This is a genomic window from Actinoplanes sp. NPDC049598 (assembly GCF_040675435.1).
Classification (GTDB): Bacteria; Actinomycetota; Actinomycetes; order Mycobacteriales; family Micromonosporaceae; genus Actinoplanes.
In genome coordinates this window covers 47,690-62,206 of record NZ_JBFAOX010000022.1, presented here as the reverse complement: position 1 = coordinate 62,206, position 14,517 = coordinate 47,690, and the positions used below count along the sequence as shown (strand labels likewise).

Here is a 14,517-nt window from a genome sequence, read left to right as displayed (position 1 = left end):
ACGTAGCCGGTCATGTAGGCGCGGGCCTTTTTGCGGATCTCGGGGCCGATGTCCTCGATCGCGGTGCGGCTGATGGAGACCTTGGCGCTGGTGCCGCGGAAGCGGGCGTGCTCGGCGCGGTATTTGAAGAACAGCACCTGGGTGACCGAGGGCGTGCTGGCAGTGCTCGCCAATCTGGCGGCGACCACGGATGACGAGGGCCTGCTACAGGTGGCCGTCCCCGCCGTGGCCGCCCGAAAACCTCGTACAGACCGGGAAGGGTCTTTGTCCTGGACCCACTCCGCAACACCGGAGGCCACCGGAACCGTCGCGGGCTTCTGGCCGGTGCTGCGGCAGGGCTGGGCCTATCTGGACGACGACCCCGACTCGGCGCTGATCCGTCCCGGCCTGCCCGAGCTGGCCGGCGAGCTCACCACGGCCCGGTTCAGCACGTTCCCGCACGCCGCCGGTCTGCGTCTGGCCCAGCTGTTCGGGCTCACCCCGTAAAGCCGATGTCGATGCGATGATCTTCGATGCTAAGCTCCGGCGCCCCCGCACGAGGGGCATCGGGGAGAACGAACATGCATCGCACCGTACGGGCGCTGCTGTCCGCGGCGACCGCCGCGCTGAGCGCCACCATCGTCCTTGTCGGTCTGTCGCCCGCTGCGGCGCAGGCCCAGACCTACGGCAACGTCCCGCTGACCGCCTGGACCTACACGGACCAGGCCCAGCCCACCACCACCAACCCCAACCCGGCCGGCGATTTCCTGATCGGCACCCGGGACGGGCACACCGGCCGGGCGTACTTCACGTTCGACCTGACCGCGCTGAAGGGCCAGGTCCTGCACCGGGTCACCTTCTACACCAGCGAGCGCTCGGTCAACGACTGCACGCAGGCCGCGCCGATCGAGGTCTGGCGTACCAAGCCGGTCACCGCCACGACCACCTGGCAGAAGCCGCCCAAGGAGCTCGAGCTGCTCGACGAGCGCTCCTACGGCAGCGGGGCCATCTGCCCGGGCGCGTACCTCGGGGTCGATCTGATCCCCGCGATCCAGGCGGCCTTCGCCCGCGGCGAGAAGAGCATCACCCTTGAGGTACGCATCGCAGCCGGCAGCGAAAGCAACGGGACCGTCGGCCGCACCATGACGCAGGCGCGGATGAGCTACGCGGCCAACCACGCGCCGACGGTCAGCGGTCTCAAGCTGAAGTACCCGGACGCCGGCTGCGGCACCCTGGAGAAGCACCCCACGGCCGGCACCTTCATGCAGGCCCAGGCCACAGCCACCGACGCCGACCCGAACGATCACCCGCAGATCACGTACGCGTACTGGCCGGTCGAGCACCCGGATCAGCGCAAGGAGTCCAGCGGGCCGAGCCTCGACCTCAACGGCTTCGCCGAGGGCACGGTGGTCGCGTGGACCGCCCAGGCCAAGGACTACGACGACGCCGGCCCATGGGGCAAGACGTGCTACTTCGCGGTCGACACGGTCGCGCCCAGAACCCCGCCGGTCGTGTCGTCCAAGAAGTACCCCAGCGCCGACTACCCGGGCACCGGTGGTCCGGGGGTGGCCGGCGCCTTCGTCTTCGACGCGGGCGGCGACCTCGACGTCACCGGCTTCGTCTGGGACGAGCTGACTGGCCGCATCGGCGAGACCGTCAAGGCCAACCACCCCGGCGGCCGGGCCAAGGTCACCGTCACTCCGGCCTCCTCGGGCCGGGGCCGGCTCCAGGTCGCCCCGATCGACGCTGCCGGCAACCGCGGTGCGTACGTCCGGTACGAGTACCAGGTCCGCAACACCACGCCCTACGCCACCTTCGAGGTGAACGGGGTCGGGCTGACCAGCCACGTCAAGCTGCAGACGGCGGCCACCGAGGCCACGTCCTTCGGGTACGCCCTCGACGGCGGCCCGGAGGTCGCGGTGCCCGCGATCAACGGCAAGGGCGAGGGCGATCTGGTGTTCGACAGCGTCGGCACCAAGTCGGTGGTCACCCGTGTCTACAAGGGCACCAAGCTGCTCGGCGCGCAGACCGACACCGTCACCGTCACCGACGCGCCGAAGGTCACCTCGGCCGAGTTCCTCGGCGAAAACAACCCGATCATGGGTGAGCCCGGCACGTTCACCTTCGCCCCGCGCAGCCCGAACGTCGTCGCCTACTACTACAGCCTCAACCGGGGCGAGGAGCAGCGGATCGACGCCGGCGCCGACGGCACCGCGCAGCTGACCTGGACATCGGAGCTCGGCGGCACCCGTAACACCATCGCCGTGTACTCGGTCGACGCGGCGGGCCGGCGGTCACAGGCGACGCAGGAGTCGTTCACGGTCATCGCGAACTACCCGGGAGTGACCGCGTACTCGGCCGGCGTCCACATCGGCGAGCCGATCACGGTGAGCGCCTGGTCGGACCTGCCGGACGCGGTCGCCATCGTGTACAGCTTCGACGGCGGCCCGCGCCAGACGGTCGACGGCTCGTATGTGAACTTCCAGGTCGTGCCGGCCCACTCGGGCGACAACACGCTGGAGGTCTGGGCCAAGCGGGCCGACGGCAGCCTGTCGCCGTCGGTCACGCGCGTCCTGCACATCGAGTCGTCGCCGCGGCTCACCCGGGAGGGCCCGTTCAGCACGGAAGCGGTCGCCGGGCGGGCTCTGAAGCTCACCTTCACCGCGGGCCAGGAGGGCGCGGCCAGCTTCCGCTACCACCTCGGTTCGCTGCCCGAGCAGACCGTCCCGGCCGGCCCGGACGGCGCCGCGACCGTCTCGGTCGACGTGCCCGAGGGCTGGACCAGCACGTCGATCTCCGTGGTGAGCCTGACCGCGGACGGGACGGTCTCCGACCCCACCACCCAGTGGATCATGGTGCAGAGCCCGCTGGTGGACGTCACCACAACGCTGGGCGCGGCCGGTGAGCCGAGCCAGTTCGGGTTCTCCGCGTGGGATCTGGCCGAGGTGACCGAGAAGTTCCTGTGGCGGGTCGACGACGGCCCGGTCCAGGAGGTCCCGTACGACTGGTTCAGCTGGGAGACGATGGTCTCCTACACGCCCGAGAGCGCGGGCGACCACACCCTCACCGTGCAGCGGGAGTTCACCGACGGCTCGCTGTCGCCGGTGACGACCGTGCCGTTCACGATCTACTAGCGGGAAGGGGGCCGGCATCAACCGGCCCCCTTTCGCTCACTCCTCTTCGATCTTCGTCTCGGCCGGCAGGCTGTCCATGAACGAGCTCACCGAGAAGACCGCGTTGCCGGCTCCGGGCGGGCCGTAGCCGGGTGGGCTCGACAAACCGTTGGCCTCCATGGTCGCGCGGTAGGCCTCGAGCAGGCGGATGTGGTACTCGAGCGGGGCGCCCTGCGGATTCGTACGGCCCAGGGGTGTTGTCGGCTCGGGGCACCAGGTGGTGAACCGCGGGGTGATGCCGCGCGACATGAAGTACTGCAGGCCCTCGGTGGTCGACTCGATCGCCTCGTCGACGCTGCGGAAGCCGTACGGCTCGGCCATCTCGACCCCGGCCACGAAGTTCGGGATGACGTTGCGCGGGCCGAAGACCTCGGCCGACTCCAGGATGCGGCGGTGCCACTCGGCACGGCCCACGTAGCGCTCCTTGCCGGGGCAGTAGAGCTCGAACAGCCGCTTGTCCCACACCTCGAAGTTGGGGTGGTAGATCTGGATGCCGTAGTCCTTGAAGCGCTGCACGTCCTCGCGCGGCAGGGCCTGGGCGACCACCTTGCCGATCCAGCGGCCGGGGAAGCGCTCCTCGATCGCCTGGGCGTACCGGCCGTAGAAGTCGGCCTCCTCCAGCCCGTCGACCTTCGAGGTGACGCTGCCCCCGGTCAGGGTGTACGCGTGCGAGGTCTTCGCGGTGTCGTACTTGTCGATGATCGCGAGGGCCTCGAGCACCTCGTCGACCGGCTTGACACCGGTGTACGGCCGGCCGGCGGCCTTGTGCTGGCGCCAGTTGTGGTTGATGTCGCAGTACTGGCACTCCTCCTTGGCGCCGAAGTACTGGCAGACGCGGAAGACGGTCAGGTAGACGAGGTAACCCCACTGGATCGTGGGCGCGACCTCCATGACCTGCTTGCCGTTCTCCAGGGTGTGCCGGTAGTAGTCCGGCATCGGGGGCAGCCCGACGTCGGCGATCGGCTTGCCGTCGAGGAAGAGCTGGAGCTTCCCGTCCTCGCCGGGCTTGACCCGGTACGGCGAGTCCGGGTTGGTGCGGACCGAGACGACGGTGCGGCGCAGCCCGTACGGCCCGCCGGTGAGCACGATCTCCTCCGGCGGCCGCCGCAGGGCCGCGGTACCCAGCTCGGGCAGCGTGCGGTGGTCGAACGAGAAGATGAAGTACGACTTCGGCTTGACCTCGCCGCCCTCGTTGTCGGTCAGCGCGGAGTCGTCGAAGGCCAGCCCGCCACGCAGCAGGTCTTCCTTGATGACCGCTTCGCGCGGAACGTGCGGGAAACGGCCCATCAGATCTTCGACGAGATCCGTCCGTGACGACATGCGCCCTCCTGCCATTGCTGAGTTGACCTCATTCCATGTCATCACGCCGACGGCCTGTCACCGGGTCCCGGGTGAGAGACGTTAGCGACACCTAGCAGCTCCGCGAGCACGGCGGCCTCGCTGATCGCGACCTCCTTGCTGGCGGTGAGCAGCAGCAACGGCCGACCCAGCTGCCGGAGGTGAGCCAGCGCTTCGGCCTGCTCCCCCGCGGCCAGCTCGGCCTCGTAGCGCCGGCGGAACTCCGGAAACCTGGCCGGGTCGTGGCCGTACCATTTGCGCAGCTCAGGGCTGGGAGCGATGGCTTTGCACCACTCGTCAAGGGTGGCCCGCTCCTTGCTCACCCCCCGCGGCCAGAGCCGGTCGACCAGCACGCGGGCGGCGCCGTCGCAGCCGGGCTCGTCGTAGACGCGCCCGGCGTGGACTCCTGATCTCATGTCGACCATTCTTACTCGGTGGCGTAACCTAGGGCCCCTAGGTTTTGCCAAGGGGGTCCGAGGATGCCGCGGGTGGGTCTGACCGCCGACCGTGTGTCGGCGGCCGCGGCCGAGATGGCCGACGAGGTCGGGCTGGACCGGCTCACGGTGGCCGCGGTGGCGCGGCGTTTCGGGGTCGCCGACGCCAGCTTGTACGGGCACGTGCGCAACCGGGAGGCTCTGCTGCACCAGGTCGCCGTGCGGGCCGCCGCCCTGTTCGCCGACCGGCTGTCGATCGCGGTGGCGGGCCGCTCCGGCCGCGACGCCCTGTCCGCCTTCGCCGGCGCCTACCGGGAGTTCGCGGTCACCCACCCCGGCCAGTACGCGGCGACCAACCTGCAACTGCCGGCCCCGATCGGCCTGGCTTCCGCCGGGCACCTGCGCCTGATCGAGTTGAGCTACGCCACCCTGCGCGGCTATGACCTGCAGGAGCCGGCCCTGACCGACGCCCTCCGTTTCGTCCGCAGCACCCTGCACGGCTTCGCCACCCTCGAAGCCACCGGCGGTTTCGGCCACCCCCGCGACCTCGACGCCTCCTGGCGCAGCCTGATCGACGCCCTCCACACAACTCTTTTTAGGTGGACCCCATGACCCTTGACGTACGCTCCGCCGACGGCACCCGCCTCTCCGTCCGCCGCCTCGGCGCCGGCGACCCGATCCTGCTCCTGCACGGCTCCGGCGGCGGCCTGCACAGCTGGAACCCGCTCGTCCCCCTGCTCGAGTCGTCCTACGAGCTGTGGATCCCAGCCCGCCGCGGCCACGCCCCGAGCGACGTCCCACCCACCCGCAAGTCGTTCAAGGACGAGGTCGCCGACGTAACCGCGCTCCTCACCGCCATAGGCCGGCCAGCCCACCTCGTCGGCGCCTCCTACGGCGCCCTGGTCGCTCTGCACGCAGCCGCCCAGCTCACCCCGGACGCCCCGCACGCCGTCTCGTCCTCTCTCGCTGGCGATGGCTCGCCTGCGCCTGCTCCGCTCATCCGGTCGGTGGCCGTCTTCGAGCCGCCGCTGTTCGCCACCGGGCCACGGATCGCGCCGCTGCTCGACCGCTACCGCTCGGCGTGGGAGCGGGACGACCACGCCGGCATGTTCGCCGTCCTCAACGAGGTCACCCAGGTGCCGGCCCGGATCCGCGCCGCCTTCGGCACGCCCGCCCCGAACCCGGTCGCGGCCACGGGCTGGCTGCACGATCTGGAGGCCCTCGCCGACGACACCCCACACTTCTCCCCGCTGCCCGTGCCCACCCTGATCCTGCAGGGCGCCGACACCTGGGAACCCATGCCGACCAGCATGGACACCCTAGCCGCGGCCCTGCCGGGCGCCCACCGCATCAGCTGGCCCGGCCAGTCCCATTTCGCCCCGAGCGCCGCCCCCGAGCTCATGGCCACCGCCCTACGGGACTTCTACGCCGCCCAGCAGGAGTGAGCCGCCCGGCGCACCCGCGCTAGGCATAGGCAGGCCGCGCGCTCGCCCGCCCACCAAGGGCAGGCCGCACGCTCGCCCCTCAGCAGGGGCAGGGGCGGTAGGCGACCGCCGCGGCCGGTCTCGGCTGTTTCACTCTCGTCTCGATGTCGGTGAGTATCCGGCGGCGGCGGGCCGGGGCGATCAGCTCGCCCCGCACGACGACGCTGTTGATGCGCGTCGTGTTGCGGATGTCGCGCAGCGGGTCGGCGTCGAGCAGGACCAGGTCGGCCACCGCGCCCGCCGCGACCACCCCGAGGTCGCGCCGGCCGAGGTAGCGGGCCGGGTTCAGCGTCGCCGCGGCCAGCGCCTCGATCGGCCTCAGGCCTGCCCGGACCAGGTGCTCCAGCTCGTCGTGCAGGCTGAAGCCGGGCATCAGATACGTGGTGCCCAGGTCGGTGCCGGCCAGCAGCGGCACCCCGGCCGCGGCCAGGTCGGCCGTCGCCCGCAGCCGCCGGCGGTAGATCTCGTGTGATTCGGCCACCTGACGGGGCGTACGGCCTGGCAGGTAGAGCTCTTCCAGCGCCCAGTCCCAGTAGCCGATCATGTCGGCGCTGACATACCGGTAGCGCGGGTCGTGCCGGTCGATCGCCTCCGGCCGGTCGTTGGTGTCGTGCAGGACCAGGGTCGGCGTGACATACGTGCCGTTGCGCGCCAGCCGCTGGAACACCCGCCCGGCCTTGCCGCGGTCGTAGCTCGTCGCCGCCGCGTACTCGAGTGGCCGCATCCGGTTGAACCAGGCGTTGTACTCCCCCGGCCCGATCGGCACCGCCGCCACCGCCCGCCGCAGCTCCTCCTCCCGCGACGACGTGTCGTAGAAGACGGTGAACAGGTGCTCGACGGTGCGCAGCCCGCGGTCGCTGGCCTCGGTGAGCTGAACGACGTCCGGCACGTGCCCGAGGAACGGCAGCCCGAGCTTGCGGCACTCGTCGGCCACGGCCAGGAACGACTCCCGGCTCAACCGCGAATACGTCTTGATGAACGCGGCCCCCGCCGCATGCTCCTGCCGGACCGCCGCCCGGGCCCGATCCGGGCTCGCGACGGCGACGTGCACGCCACCGTCCTCGTCCAGGACGTCCCAGAGCGACGGCGCCCCGTCCACGATCCGGCTCCCGATGATCCATCGCGGCCCGGTCCGCTCCCCCGCCTCGACCTGTCGCCGCAGTTCCCGCGCCTGGGCCCCGCCCGACATCTGCCGGGTAGTGGTGACGCCGTTGACCACGTACAGCTCGGGGTCGGTGTCGTCGATCCCCACCACATGCGTGTGCATGTCGGCCAGCCCCGGGATCAGGAACTTCCCGCCCCCGTCGACCACCGTGGCGCCGTGCGGCACCGGAACCCGCTCCGCGGCCGCCACGTCGAGGATCCGCTCCCCCTGGATGATCGCGGTCTGCCCCCGCCGAACACCCCCGCGCGCGTCGATCACCGTCACGTTCGTGATGGCCAGCAGCCCGCGCCGCCGCCCCGCTTCCGCCACCCGCGGAATGCCCAGAGCGGCCACCCCGAGCGCCGTCCCCGCCAGAACCGTCCGCCGCTGCATGATCATCCCCTCCGTTGATGTCACGGACCAGCTTGTCGGCTGGCAGGGCGGGGGTCACGGGTGTTAGGGCTACTCCCGGGGTAGGCCTAGCTATCCCTTACTGGCCGGTACGGCCGTCGATGCACTCGCGGAGCAGGTCGGCGTGGCCGCAGTGACGGGCGTACTCCTCAACCATGTGGATCAGGATGTCCCGGACGGTGGCCTGCTCGCCGTTGGCCAGGTCGACCAGGTGCGCGAGGTCGGTCGCCGAGTCGAGCCACCGATCGGCCGCGTCGATCTGTTCCCGCCAGACGGTGAAGGCGTCCTCGACCACGGCGGGGTCGGCCGTCGCGCCGTCGAAATCGAGGTCTCCCTCGTAGAGCCGCGGCTCGGCCAGGTGCCCCTGCAGGGTGCGGAAGAACCAGTTGTGCTCGACGCCCGCCATGTGCCGAATCAGGCCGAGCAGGCTCAGCGTGGACGGCGGCACCGACCGGGTGGCCAGCTGCTCCGGGGATAGTCCCTCACACTTCATGCCCAGGGTCAGGCGGTAGTTGGAAAGGTACTCCCGGATCGTTTCCAGCTCACCGATCGGGTTCTTGGTGGAGCGGGAGTCCTTCTCGGGTGGCGCCCACATGCCGCGGTAGCCGACTGCGCGTTGATCACTCATGCATGCATCTTGGCCGATGGCTCAGGTCACCGGGAACACGGGCTGGGCCCACGGCGGGCGCGCCGACGGCTGGATCGCGTCGACCCATTTGACCCACCAGAAGCCGCGACGGCCGGGCGCCGCGATGCGGGCGGGAAAGCCATGGCCGTACGTCAGGGGCCGTCCCCCGACCGCGGTGACCAGCCAGATGTCGTCGAGGGTCTCGGCGCCGAACCAGCGGGTGAACCCGGTCGTGGAGTGCACCTCGACGCTGCGCCACCCGCCCCGGGTCACGCCGGCCCGTTCCAGCAGGGCGCTGAGCCGGACGCCGTCCCATTCCTGGCTGCTGTACCAGCCGCTGGTGCAGTCGAGGATCGCGGTGAAGCGCTCGTGGGGCAGGGCCAGCACGTCCGCGTAGTCGAGCGTGGCCGAGCCGACCCGCAGCCGCCAGGTGGAGGGGTCGAGGCGCTGGATGCCGTCGTTGATCCAGGAGGTGACCTCGAGCGACTCCTTCGTCACGGAGCCGGTGAAGCGGCGGGCGGTGGCCGCCCACGTGTCCCAGGCGGCGGTGGCCACGGCCGCTCCGGCTCCCAGCGCGGCCAGGCGCAGCAGGGCCCGGCGATCCGGGTCGGTACGCCGCGGGCGTACCCAATGCCCGAAGAAGTGGGCCACGACGGCGAGCGCCGCCCCGACGGCCGCGCCCACATGGATCTGCATCAGGGTGAGCGGCCCCACGTGCTCGACCCACCCGGTCGAGTGGAGCAGCCCGCTGCCGATCGTGGTCAGCACGAAGAACAGTAGGGCCAGGGAGACAGCCTTGGTGGGCCGCCGCTGCCGCGGGTTGCGCAGGCCGCGGCGGATCACCACGTACTTCCACGGCGCGAGGAGCAGGATCGCCAGCGCCCCCGCCGCGTGCAGCTGAATGAGGTTGAGCGGCCATCGAACCCCGATGGTGTTGGCCGCCAGCCCGGTGAGAACCCCGAGAAGCACGAGCAGGCCGAGTACGAGGTCGACTCGCCGCCCGCCCTGTCTCATGCCTCTCTTCTACGCGCCCGAGGGCCGCCGGTTCAATGCAGCGGGGTTCAGCGTCGGGCGAGCTTCCACACCGCCGGCAGCAGCCCGGCCGCCAGCGCCGCCTTGATCGCGTCGCCGAGCAGGAACGGCGTCAGGCCCTGGCTGATCGTCTGGCTGAAGGTCAGGTCGGCCGCCACGGCCAGCCAGGCCATGCCGATGCCGTACATGACCACCTCGCCCGCGAGCATCACCGGAATCGAGCGCAGCACCGACCGGTCCGCTCCGCGCTCGGCCAGGTAGCCGCAGAGGGTGGCGGCGGCGAAGAAGCCGACGATGTAGCCGAACGACGCCATCGAGTAGCCGCTGTGCGCACCGGCGAACCAGGGCACGCCGAGGACGCCCGCGACCGCGTACAGCGCGATCGTGGCGGCGGCCCGGCGCATGCCGAACGCGGTGCCGACCAGCAGCACGCCGAGGGTCTGGCCGGTGATCGGGACCGGGGTGCCCGGGATGTGCACGGCGATCTGGGCCAGCACGCCGATGAAGCCGGCGCCACCGGCGACCAGCGCGACGTCGCGGGCGAGCGCGCCCGGGACCAGGTCGGCCAGGACGAGCGGCCGAGGCCGGGTCAGCGCGACGGACTGCGTCATGAAAACCTCCGTAGGGTGACGGTGCCTGCAGATCATAAGGACGGCTCGGTGGCGGCGTTCCTGCGCGGCCGCTGGCGGGTGCGCCGGCGCATCCTCGATCACCGGGCCGGCGTCGAGGGCGCCTTCATCGGCACAGCCGAGTTCGCTGACGATTTATCGTATTTTGAAGACGGCGAACTCGTCTATGACGACCATCGCGGCCCGGCCACCCGAACCCTGCGGTACGAGGACCGCGGCGGCCACCGCCTCGACGTCAAGTTCGCCGACGGTCGCGACTTCTACCAGCTGGACCTCAGCGGCGAAGGCTGGTCGGCCGAGCATCCGTGCGCCGCCGACACGTACGTCGTGGCCGGCCGCATCACCGGCCCGGACAGCTACACCGAGCACTGGCACGCCACCGGCCCGGCCAAGGACTACGAACTGTTCACCACCTACGAGCGCGACATCAGCGTGGCGCCGCCTTCGGCATGATGCGCCGCTCCCCCGTCTCGGCCATGGAATGGAGCATGCCGCCGGCCACCGGAATGAGCCGGGCCAGGCCGGGCCGTCCGTTGCGCCGGGCCAATTCGGGGCCGAGCCGATTCATCAGCAGTGTGAGCGCCGGCAACGGGCGGATGAAGAGCGTGATCTCCCGGATCAGGCCGCCGGGAGCGAGCCGGAGCCGCTGCGCCTCGTACAGCCGGCTCTTTCCGATCGTGCCTTCGTAGAAGAGCGCGACCGTTTCTCCCTCGGCCACCTGATCGGTGTAGACGATCGAGTCGATCACTTCAAAGGCCACTTCCAGGAGCGTACGGATCTGCTCGCGCCCGTCGAACGTGAACTGCTCGGTGATCGGCGAAATGAGCCGCACTTCCGGATCGAGCGCCGCCACTGCCGCCCCGGCGTCGCCGGCCTCCCCCGCCGCCCGCCAGGCAGCCACCGATTCGTACGTCATGGTCCCAGCACACACGCTGAGGGGCCGGAGCGGAAGCCCCGGCCCCTCAGCCACCGCTCAGCGCAGGGTGTCGATGTCGATGACGAAGCGGTAGCGGACGTCGGACTTCATGACGCGCTCGTACGCCTCGTTGACGTCGTCGGCGCTGATGACCTCGACCTCGGGGGCGATGCCGCGCTCGGCGCAGAAATCCAGCATCTCCTGGGTCTCGGCGATGCCGCCGATGCTGGAGCCCGCGAACGAGCGCCGGTTGTTGAACAGCGTGAACACCTGGATGGGCAGCGGCTCCGGCGGGGCGCCGACGCTGACCATCGTGCCGTCCAGCGTCAGCAGGCCCAGGTGAGCGGCCATGTCGATCGGGGCGCTGACCGTGTTGATGATCAGGTCGAAGGTGTTGGCGAGCTTCTCGAACGTCTCCGGGTCGCTGGTGGCGTAGTAGTCCCGGGCGCCGAACGCGAGCCCGTCCTCCTTCTTGCTCAGCGTCTGCGAGAGCACGGTGACCTCGGCCCCCATCGCGGCGGCGATCTTCACGGCCATGTGGCCGAGGCCGCCCATGCCGACCACGGCGACCTTCTTGCCGGGTCCGGCGTTCCAGTGGGCCAGCGGCGAGTACGTGGTGATGCCGGCGCACAGCAGCGGCGCGGCCTTCTCGTACGGGATCGCCTCGGGCACCCGCAGCACGAAGTCCTCGTCGACCACGACGTGCGTCGAGTAGCCGCCCTGGGTGATCGTGCCGTCGCGGTCGACCGACGCGTACGTCCCGGTGTTGCCCTTCAGGCAGTACTGCTCCTGCCCGGCCTGGCAGTTGGCGCACTCGCGGCACGAGTTGACCATGCAGCCGACCCCGACCCGGTCGCCCACCTTGTGCCGGGTCACGTCGGCGCCGGCCTCGGTGACCACGCCGACGATCTCATGACCCACGGTCTGGGGGTACGCGATGTCGCCCCATTCGCCCCGGACGGTGTGAATGTCCGAGTGGCAGATGCCGGCGTACCGGATCTCGATCAGGATGTCCCGCGGCCCGAGGTCGCGCCGCTCGACGGTGGTGCGCACCAACGGCTCGGTGGCCGACGGCGCGGCGATGGCGTTGACGGTAAGAATGACGCTCTCCCAAACAATGTGTTGTCACGGACGCGGCAGGGCCTTGACGGCCCGGCGCTCGTCCATCGCCCTGTACCTCCGGCCGCCTGCTCAAGCGGCAGCTCCGGCCGGTCCTCGCATGTTTCCACGAAACCAGGTCGCGGGCGCTCGCAGGAGTTCCTGTGGAAAGGTGTACCGGCAGTACATCCCAGCTCAGCGTCACCGGTCGTACCGTCGATGGGTGAGCAACCGAGTGGAAGTCCACGAGTTCCTGACCTCGCGCCGGGCGAAGATCACCCCGGAGCGGGCTGGGATCCCGGCCGCCGGGCCGCGCCGGGTGCCCGGGCTGCGGCGCAGCGAGGTGGCGGCGCTGGCCGGGATGAGCGTGGAGTACTACGCGAAACTCGAGCGCGGCGCGCTGGCCGGCGTCTCGGCCGGGGTGCTCGAGGCGATCGCCCGGGCCCTGCAGCTCGACGACGCCGAGCGGGCCCACCTCATGCACCTGGCGCAGGAGGCCAACGGCAGCGGCGCCCTGCTGCGCCCCAGCCGGCGCCGAACGCCTGCGGCCGTACGGCCGAGCCTGCAGTGGTCCCTCGACGCGATCACCGCGCCCGCCATCGTGGCCAACCACCGCGCCGACCTGGTGGCGGCCAACCACCTCGGCCGGGCCATGCACAGCGACCTGTACGCGGACACGACCGCCCCGCCGAACTTCGCCCGCTTCACGTTCCTGGACAGCGCGGCCCGCCGCTTCTACCCCGACTGGAACCGCTTCGCCGACATGACCGTGGCCAACCTGCGCACCGCCGCCGGCGTCGACCCCCACGACAAGGGCCTGCACGACCTGGTCGGCGAGCTCTCGACCAGAAGCGACGAGTTCCGCCGCCGCTGGGGCTCCCACAACGTCCGCCTCCACGGCACCGGCATGAAGCATTTCCACCACCACGTGGTCGGCGACCTGCATCTGGCCTACGAGACCATGGCTCTGATCGCCGAGCCCGGCCTGCACATGACCATCTACGCCGCCGAGCCGGACTCGCCTACCGCCCACGCGCTTACTTTGCTGGCTTCGTGGGCCGCCACCACGTCCTTGCAGCCCCGCTAGTCTCCGTGCCGTCCGAGGCTTAGGGTCGAGCCCGTTCACGCCGCCTCACAGCGTCCATGAAGGGATGCGGGGCGCCAATGTGCGGATCTGCCGAAGAGCGCGCGCTCGATCGCTGCCCTCGCGCAGCCCCACCTCGTGGTCGCCGTGCGTGCCGCCTAACAGGGTGGCGGCGCCGGTGACGCTGTGGCGACGGTGCGGACTGGGCGAAGATCGACGGCTGCGCCGGTGTGCTGGGAGTTTCGGCGAAGTTTGTTGACTATGGGTGATCTGCCGGTGAGCCCATGCTGGTTATGCCGGCTGTGGTTGTTCGGCGCGTGTGCGGGCGCCAGATCGTGGCGACGGCGACGAGGCCGACGGCGCCCAGCGCGGCGCCTCGGGAGAATGCCAGGTACAGAGATCCGGTGAGCAGGCCGTGCAGGAAGCCGGTGGCTGCCGGGCCGAGGATCGCCGACCACGCGAGCAGGCGGATCCGCGAGGGTAGAACGTCGACTCGGGCGCGCACGGGCGCACGACGCCACCAGGCGACGACCCACCCGATGACGATCGCCGTTCCGGCGGTGTCGCTGATGTGTTGCATCCATTGCCAGCCCATCAGCGAGCCGTGGCGAGACGCCAACCAGGGAACGTACCTGGGACCCCACATCCAGTCGTGGGTGATGCCGTCCCAGGCCAGATGGGTCGCCGCGCCGATCAGGACGGCTATGAGGACGCGAACGCCACGATCCTCACGGGTGAAGTGGAACGCGATTCCTCTCGGAACGTCGGCTGGTAAGCGGGCGGACAGTGGGCGTGGTGACAGGGCGATGGCCGCCGGAGCGAACAGCACCTGCCACAGTACGAAAACGACGGTGCCGAGAACCAGGTCCAGGGTCACCAGGCCCAGCGGCGTGTGCGCGAAATGGACCGGCGCCGCAAAGGGCGACACCATCAGGAGATCTGGGGTGATGGCGCCGATCACGAGGGCGGAGCCCGCCAGCCCGCGACCCACGACGGGAAGTACTGCGGCCGGATGGACCGGGGTGAAAGGCATTCCGCATTTTAGACGAGCAAGTCTTAACTGAAGTCGATGGCAAACCGTGGCCAGCCGAATAAGCCAGACGGCACCCACCTAACCAGCCAGCGCGCACATCTGCCGTGATCCGTGCGCGACCTCGGGTCGAGCGG

At 70.5% G+C, this 14,517-nt stretch carries 15 protein-coding genes; 6 read left to right on the top strand and 9 right to left on the bottom strand.

Annotated features, from left to right (window positions below; translation table 11 throughout):
* Positions 1 to 48 precede the first annotated feature (48 nt).
* Positions 49 to 486, top strand: coding sequence for a hypothetical protein (locus AB0J66_RS36945; RefSeq protein ID WP_364671124.1), 438 nt, complete (start codon positions 49 to 51; stop codon positions 484 to 486).
* 74 nt (positions 487 to 560) lie between these two features.
* The gene (locus tag AB0J66_RS36940) at positions 561 to 3,113 is read left to right on the top strand and encodes a hypothetical protein (RefSeq protein ID WP_364671121.1); all 2,553 of its coding nucleotides are present in this window, start codon (positions 561 to 563) and stop codon (positions 3,111 to 3,113) included.
* A 36-nt stretch (positions 3,114 to 3,149) separates the two neighbouring features.
* Here the strand turns inward: AB0J66_RS36940 and AB0J66_RS36935 are convergent, their stop codons facing one another.
* Both AB0J66_RS36935 and AB0J66_RS36930 read right to left on the bottom strand, forming a co-directional pair.
* Positions 3,150 to 4,472, bottom strand: a complete 1,323-nt coding sequence (locus AB0J66_RS36935; protein ID WP_364671118.1) for a radical SAM protein — start codon at positions 4,470 to 4,472, stop codon at positions 3,150 to 3,152.
* A gap of 41 nt (positions 4,473 to 4,513) precedes the next feature.
* The gene (locus AB0J66_RS36930; protein WP_364671116.1) at positions 4,514 to 4,906 is read right to left on the bottom strand and encodes a DUF488 family protein; all 393 of its coding nucleotides are present in this window, start codon (positions 4,904 to 4,906) and stop codon (positions 4,514 to 4,516) included.
* Positions 4,907 to 4,969: 63 nt separating this feature from the next.
* On the opposite strand from AB0J66_RS36930, the gene AB0J66_RS36925 reads away from it, so the two are divergent.
* Both AB0J66_RS36925 and AB0J66_RS36920 read left to right on the top strand, forming a co-directional pair.
* Entirely contained in the window at positions 4,970 to 5,536 is a 567-nt protein-coding gene (locus AB0J66_RS36925) for a WHG domain-containing protein (protein WP_364671114.1), read from the top strand.
* Positions 5,533 to 6,369, top strand: coding sequence for an alpha/beta hydrolase (locus AB0J66_RS36920; RefSeq protein ID WP_364671111.1), 837 nt, complete (start codon positions 5,533 to 5,535; stop codon positions 6,367 to 6,369). Before AB0J66_RS36925 ends, AB0J66_RS36920 begins: the two co-directional genes overlap by 4 nt.
* Positions 6,370 to 6,448: 79 nt before the next feature.
* Here AB0J66_RS36920 and AB0J66_RS36915 read toward each other — a convergent pair whose 3' ends face one another.
* The 4 genes from AB0J66_RS36915 to AB0J66_RS36900 all read right to left on the bottom strand — a co-directional run bounded on the left by AB0J66_RS36915 (position 6,449) and on the right by AB0J66_RS36900 (position 10,234).
* Positions 6,449 to 7,969: an amidohydrolase family protein gene (locus tag AB0J66_RS36915; protein WP_364671108.1), complete on the bottom strand. Its 1,521-nt coding sequence runs from the start codon at positions 7,967 to 7,969 to the stop codon at positions 6,449 to 6,451.
* Positions 7,970 to 8,042: 73 nt separating this feature from the next.
* Positions 8,043 to 8,591, bottom strand: coding sequence for a DinB family protein (locus AB0J66_RS36910; protein WP_364671106.1), 549 nt, complete (start codon positions 8,589 to 8,591; stop codon positions 8,043 to 8,045).
* A gap of 21 nt (positions 8,592 to 8,612) precedes the next feature.
* Positions 8,613 to 9,605: a molybdopterin-dependent oxidoreductase gene (locus AB0J66_RS36905; RefSeq protein WP_364671103.1), complete on the bottom strand. Its 993-nt coding sequence runs from the start codon at positions 9,603 to 9,605 to the stop codon at positions 8,613 to 8,615.
* 47 nt (positions 9,606 to 9,652) lie between these two features.
* Complete coding sequence (locus tag AB0J66_RS36900) at positions 9,653 to 10,234, bottom strand: biotin transporter BioY (protein ID WP_364671101.1); 582 nt, start codon at positions 10,232 to 10,234, stop codon at positions 9,653 to 9,655.
* Positions 10,235 to 10,255: 21 nt separating this feature from the next.
* On the opposite strand from AB0J66_RS36900, the gene AB0J66_RS36895 reads away from it, so the two are divergent.
* Positions 10,256 to 10,705 carry a DUF6314 family protein gene (locus tag AB0J66_RS36895; protein WP_364671099.1) on the top strand — a complete coding sequence of 150 codons (450 nt, stop codon included), beginning with the start codon at positions 10,256 to 10,258 and terminating at the stop codon, positions 10,703 to 10,705.
* Here AB0J66_RS36895 and AB0J66_RS36890 read toward each other — a convergent pair.
* Together AB0J66_RS36890 and AB0J66_RS36885 are read right to left on the bottom strand one after the other, a co-directional pair.
* Positions 10,680 to 11,168, bottom strand: coding sequence for a nuclear transport factor 2 family protein (locus AB0J66_RS36890; RefSeq protein ID WP_364671097.1), 489 nt, complete (start codon positions 11,166 to 11,168; stop codon positions 10,680 to 10,682). The genes AB0J66_RS36895 and AB0J66_RS36890 overlap by 26 nt on opposite strands.
* Before the next feature lie 57 nt (positions 11,169 to 11,225).
* Entirely contained in the window at positions 11,226 to 12,269 is a 1,044-nt protein-coding gene (locus AB0J66_RS36885; RefSeq protein WP_364671313.1) for an NAD(P)-dependent alcohol dehydrogenase, read from the bottom strand.
* Between the two features lie 220 nt (positions 12,270 to 12,489).
* Between AB0J66_RS36885 and AB0J66_RS36880 the strand changes: the two genes are divergently transcribed.
* The gene (locus AB0J66_RS36880; RefSeq protein WP_364671095.1) at positions 12,490 to 13,353 is read left to right on the top strand and encodes a helix-turn-helix transcriptional regulator; all 864 of its coding nucleotides are present in this window, start codon (positions 12,490 to 12,492) and stop codon (positions 13,351 to 13,353) included.
* A 256-nt stretch (positions 13,354 to 13,609) separates the two neighbouring features.
* Here AB0J66_RS36880 and AB0J66_RS36875 read toward each other — a convergent pair whose 3' ends face one another.
* Positions 13,610 to 14,383: a DUF4184 family protein gene (locus AB0J66_RS36875; RefSeq protein WP_364671092.1), complete on the bottom strand. Its 774-nt coding sequence runs from the start codon at positions 14,381 to 14,383 to the stop codon at positions 13,610 to 13,612.
* Between the last annotated feature and the right edge of the window lie 134 nt (positions 14,384 to 14,517).

Coding starts and splice junctions, on each gene's coding strand:
- AB0J66_RS36935 (WP_364671118.1), bottom strand. CDS start 4,472: ATGTCGTCACGGACGGATCTCGTCGAAGATCTGATGGGCCGTTTCCCG.
- AB0J66_RS36910 (WP_364671106.1), bottom strand. CDS start 8,591: ATGAGTGATCAACGCGCAGTCGGCTACCGCGGCATGTGGGCGCCACCC.
- AB0J66_RS36890 (WP_364671097.1), bottom strand. CDS start 11,168: ATGACGTACGAATCGGTGGCTGCCTGGCGGGCGGCGGGGGAGGCCGGC.
- AB0J66_RS36945 (WP_364671124.1), top strand. CDS start 49: ATGTCCTCGATCGCGGTGCGGCTGATGGAGACCTTGGCGCTGGTGCCG.
- AB0J66_RS36875 (WP_364671092.1), bottom strand. CDS start 14,383: ATGCCTTTCACCCCGGTCCATCCGGCCGCAGTACTTCCCGTCGTGGGT.
- AB0J66_RS36900 (WP_364671101.1), bottom strand. CDS start 10,234: ATGACGCAGTCCGTCGCGCTGACCCGGCCTCGGCCGCTCGTCCTGGCC.
- AB0J66_RS36905 (WP_364671103.1), bottom strand. CDS start 9,605: ATGAGACAGGGCGGGCGGCGAGTCGACCTCGTACTCGGCCTGCTCGTG.
- AB0J66_RS36930 (WP_364671116.1), bottom strand. CDS start 4,906: ATGAGATCAGGAGTCCACGCCGGGCGCGTCTACGACGAGCCCGGCTGC.
- AB0J66_RS36940 (WP_364671121.1), top strand. CDS start 561: ATGCATCGCACCGTACGGGCGCTGCTGTCCGCGGCGACCGCCGCGCTG.
- AB0J66_RS36925 (WP_364671114.1), top strand. CDS start 4,970: ATGCCGCGGGTGGGTCTGACCGCCGACCGTGTGTCGGCGGCCGCGGCC.
- AB0J66_RS36920 (WP_364671111.1), top strand. CDS start 5,533: ATGACCCTTGACGTACGCTCCGCCGACGGCACCCGCCTCTCCGTCCGC.